Source organism: Planctomycetota bacterium (genome assembly GCA_035384565.1).
Lineage (GTDB): Bacteria > Planctomycetota > PUPC01 > DSUN01 > DSUN01 > DAOOIT01.
The window spans coordinates 1-4,470 of record DAOOIT010000142.1; the positions used below are offsets into that span (position 1 = coordinate 1).

The window sequence follows — 4,470 nt, forward strand, 5'->3', positions numbered from 1 at the left end:
CAGCGGACCGCCGAGAGCCTGGCGGGTGGCGATGCGGGCGATGAGGGTGCGGTTCTTGGGCACCTTGGAGCTGTTGCCGCTGGTGGGGTCAATCAGGTCGGTGCGGTAGCCGCCCTTGGGGGCCGCGGCGATGGCGTTGGCGTTCACGCTCAGGTCCTTCGGGCCGGGTGTCTGGCCTGCCATGCCCGGCGTGGCGTCCATCACGTGGTAGTAGAGAATCGTGTCGCCGGTCTGGAAGGTCGCGGTGTTGCCGTGGTTGACGGTGACGGAGCCGCGGGCCTTGACCTGTCCCTTGCCCTTGGTGGCCACGAAGTCGAAGTAGGCCGAGGGCACATCGAGGAAGCAGGAGCGATTGGTGCCGTGTGCGGTGAACTCGGTGAGGCCGACGCCGGTGCCGATATTGATGGGCTGGTTCGGCGTGGGCGCGGGCAGGCCGCTGGCGCTCGAGCTGGTGCGGTAGCGCTCGCGGAAGGCGCCGTACGAGAAGAGGTCGCGGCCAGGGCCGTTCTTCCAGGCGTGGAAGTCCAAGCCCAGCCGCCCATCATTCGCGCCATAGATTTCGTAGATAGTCACGTCGAGGCGGACCATCGGGACCGGCTGGTCAAGGATGGTCAGCGCGTCCTCAGCGGTCTCGATGGCGCTCGGCACGTCGTAGAGGAGCACGGCGTTCATCTCGGAGTCAAGCACGTGTTCATAAGTCGGGCTCATGTACTGGAAGAGGGTGTTTCGGAAGGCGGCGTCGGTGACGTTGCGGTGCTTCATGCGCACATAGGCGGCCTGGCTGCCCGAGGAGGTGGTGAGGCCGGGCTTGTCGAGCGCGGCCACCATCGCGTCCACATAGGGAATCTGGTATTCGGGGATGGTCATGACGAGTTTGCCGCTCTTGCCGTCGGGGCCGACGAAGGTGTGCCAGGCGCTCTCCTCGATGTCGGCCACTCGGCGGTAGAAGCGGTGCAGTTCCGCCGGGTTCTGGTTCTTGAAGTCGTAGACCTTGACCACGTAGCGATTGGTCTGCGCCTTGTTGGTGGTGCGCAGGACCTTCACCACGTGGGTCGGCGCCTCGTCGGGCGCGGCGTCCAGCGCATCGGTCGGCGAGGGCGCCGGCTGCACGCTGATGGCCTGCACCGGCCCCTGCGGCACCAGGGGCTTGGCGGGCGGCGGCGGCGCCGCGCCCTCGCCTGCCAGCCCGTCGGCCAGTCCGCCTCCCAGCCACAGCACCATCCACAGCCACTTCCTGCCCATCAAACCGCTCCTCATAAGTGCCTGCCCACGTGCGGCGCGTGAACCCGTTCGCGCGCCGGCCAGGTAGGCCAATTCTATCCCCGCCCCGTGAGGGGCATGCGAGGTCAGCGCGAGGACTTCGTTCTTTCCTTGGCGGCCGTGCGCGGGGCGGCGTCGGCCTTCGCCTCGGCTCGGATGAGGCCCGTGTAGGGGTTCACGAGGAAGGCCCGCCGCGACGCCGGGCCGCCGCTGTGGGCCTCGGCGATCACGAACCAGTCGAGGAGGCCGGCCTCGTTGCGCACGAGCTTCGCTTCGGCGTTGGCCAGGTCGCTCCCCACCTGCTGCCGCACGGCCTCCACGGCATCCTCCTTCCGCACCAGGCCGTTCTCGTCGCGGCGGAAGGCCCGCGGCCCGTCCACACGGTAGAGGAAGGCAGGGCCCGGGATGCCCGGGGTGCCTGGCGCGTTGCCTTCGGGACTATAGAGCACGTGGAGGGCGAAGTGCCCCTCCTCTTCGGTCAGGCGGGGGAGGACGAAGCGCCGCGTGATCGAGTTCCCGGGCGCGATGGTGATCGGCTCGAAGCCCCGCTCCTTGCTGGACCGCATGGGCTCGCGGCGGTAGCGCAAATCGGTGCCCGCGGGGCCGAACCAGAACTCCACGGTATCGGCGCTCAGCGAGCCCGCCGGGGCCGGCGCAGTGCCGGCGTTGGTGACCTTGACGGTGCAGACCACGGCCTCGCCGGGCCGGTAGGTGTCGGGGTCCAGCGTGGGCACGACGACCAGGAGGGGCTTCTCCGCCGGCTTCTTGCGCAAGGGCAGACAGCCCAGAGCGGCGAAGGCAACGCCCAGCGATACGGACAGGACCCGGACAGACGCGGCCAGGGTCTTTGGGCCGCGCCGTCGTGAGTCGCGCGTCCCGCGCGTCGAGTGTTCGCTTGCCACTTCTCACTCTCCTCACGTGCTGCTGGCTACCGCGCCTGCGCGTAGGCGAGCTTGCGGGAGACCAGTTCCAGTGGGTCGGGTGGAATGACGGCGGTCATCACGCGCGCGACACCGCCGACGAGGTTCATCAACGTCTTGGCCGTGCCCTGAAGGGTGCCCGCGGAAAGGCCGTAGAGCACGTTGCGCTCGATGGAGGTCTCCACGATTGTTATGGGGAGCTGGACGGGAGCGCTGGCGATGTTCCAGAGGCCGCCGGCCAGGTTCGCAAAGGGTCCGTTGCCGGGCTGGGAGGCGGCTTCCCTGGCCGCCATGCTGTCTGCGACGGGTCACCCAGTGCCTGAGCAGGCCTGGGCGTGGGCGTCCCGAGTGTGGGCCAGCAGCGCCACCGCCAGCACGCCCGCGGCGAACACGGCCCGCCAATGATTCTCCGTCATGTGGCATCTCCTTCCTCTGCGGCGACCTGTAACCGCAGGGAGGGTATCCCGAGGCTGTTAGACGAAGATTAGGTGGGGGTCAATTCGGCGTGAGGTCTGGCTCAGGTGCGGGTCAGCGCAGGGTCGGGCTGTGGGCGAGCCGGCGGGTCATCTCGCCGCGGGCCCGCTGCGGTTCCGCATGGAAGCACCGCGGCGCCCGGCGCAGCGGCGGAGCGGGCAAGCCGCAGGCCCAGCCCCTCGCCCGCTTCGAGGGACACATCCGCCGCTGGCCAGCAGGATGCGGCTGCGGTGAGAATGGCGCTACTTGACGGTTGGCTCGGGGATCTTCTTGGAGGGGGGCAGTTCAACGCCCGTGGCGTCGCCGGGCGCCTTGTCAGGCTCTGCGCTGGGCTCGGGGTCCAGCCTCTTGCCTTCCTTCTCGCTCCTGCGGCATTGAGCGGCCACGGCCTCCGCGCGCTCCCGCCCGTCCGGGCCGCCCATCACCACCCGCCACACCCGCACCTCGGGCTTCGGGGGCTGCGGCGTCGGAGCCTCGGGGTCGGCGTTCGCCTTCCACTCGCGTGCCGCTTTGAGGTAGGCCCGCTGGATGTCGGCCTCGCGGTTCTTGACCGACACCGAGTCGACCACTTCGTACTGCACCGTGCCGTTGCGGTAGTCAATGCGCAGCACTGAGTAGGAGGCGGCCTTGCCCCCCGTGGTGCTGGGTCGGGGCGGCGCCACCACGTGCGCCGGCACCGGCCCGCACCCCGCGAGGGGTCACCGCTTCGGCTCTGCCAAGCCTGCCTCGGGGAGGCATGCCAGCAGAGCCAGGAGCCACGCACCCACCGCGAGATATTGCCGCTTGCCGTTCATACCCTATAGTCTAGGCCATCACAACGCCTTGTCAAGCATGAAGTGCCTTGAACGGTGCGGGGCGGAATTGTGGGTGGCTGCGGGAGCTCCGAAGGAGCGAAATAGGATAGAACAAGACCGCCCCGCGGCAGCCCTGACAGGACGGAATAGAGAGCGTCTATCTCGCCCCTTCAGGGCTGGACCCGTGGAGCCCGCTGAACCCAGGGCGTTGCCCTGGGCTATCCCATGCGAGCCCTTCAGGCTCCAGAGACAATCACCCTGCCTACAATTCCGGCCCACACCTTGCCTTGAAGGCCCCAGGATGACGGGAGGCGGCAGACGCGGCGCCGCCGCGGCCGCGGCAACTGGGGCAGTGTGGCGCGCCCGACGAGGCGCGCAGGACCTGCCCCCTCACCGCCCTCCGCCGCCATCGCAGCCGCCGGCCGCCAGGAGGGCCGCCAGGCCCAGCATCCCTAACACGCGCTTCATAACTAGTCCTCGCTTCGCAGGAGGATCCGCTATGTCGCCAGTATAGCACATGTGTGGGGCACTTCAATGCTTCCTCTTTTCGTGGCGGGTCGGCCGGAATCGTAGGTACTACTCCGGCCCCCATTCATGTCGCGCTTGTTCGCAGTGCGGGCTTCAGCCCGCACGCCCAGATACGGCCTGAAGGCCGCACTACAAGCGCCTTCTGCGTCGCGATCTCATCCTCCAAGTGCTACATGAATGCGGCCCGAGTGGTAGTTTCCGTTGAAGAAACCCCCGGAATGGGGAGGGCCCGCTGCAAAGGTAGCCGCGAGCGTCCCGCTTGCGGCTACCTTCATCCGCTCGATAAGCGGGACGCTTGTCGCTACCGGAATCCGCAAGGGAAACTGCCTGTGGAAATGGCCCACACACTTCTCCTGGGCCACAGCGCCCCAGCCAGGAGGCGCCGAATCCCGGTGCGCCACGCCCCGATTGCGCGACTGACGGCGCCCACGAGCCAACCCGAGGCGGTTGCGATGTGGTTCTGAATGGGACTGGCCGTGGCCGCTGCGGGTGAG

Annotated in this window: 4 protein-coding genes; all 4 read right to left on the bottom strand. The window is 68.4% G+C overall.

Translation table 11 applies throughout. The annotated features are described in order from the left end of the window. Window positions 1-1,242, bottom strand: a 1,242-nt coding sequence (locus tag PLE19_23845) for a hypothetical protein (GenBank protein ID HPD17981.1), incomplete at its 3' end; no start/stop codon positions are given. A gap of 104 nt (window positions 1,243-1,346) precedes the next feature. Continuing rightward, on the bottom strand, window positions 1,347-2,162 hold the full coding sequence (locus PLE19_23850; protein HPD17982.1) for a hypothetical protein: 816 nt from the start codon (window positions 2,160-2,162) through the stop codon (window positions 1,347-1,349). Between the two features lie 26 nt (window positions 2,163-2,188). Then, window positions 2,189-2,473 carry a hypothetical protein gene (locus PLE19_23855; protein ID HPD17983.1) on the bottom strand — a complete coding sequence of 95 codons (285 nt, stop codon included), beginning with the start codon at window positions 2,471-2,473 and terminating at the stop codon, window positions 2,189-2,191. 423 nt (window positions 2,474-2,896) lie between these two features. Further along, on the bottom strand, window positions 2,897-3,331 hold the full coding sequence (locus PLE19_23860) for a hypothetical protein (protein HPD17984.1): 435 nt from the start codon (window positions 3,329-3,331) through the stop codon (window positions 2,897-2,899). Window positions 3,332-4,470 lie beyond the last annotated feature (1,139 nt).

What these genes read in the sequence shown, in the direction of transcription:
- PLE19_23855 (HPD17983.1), bottom strand. Translation starts at nt 2,473, where the DNA reads ATGGCGGCCAGGGAAGCCGCCTCCCAGCCCGGCAACGGACCCTTTGCG.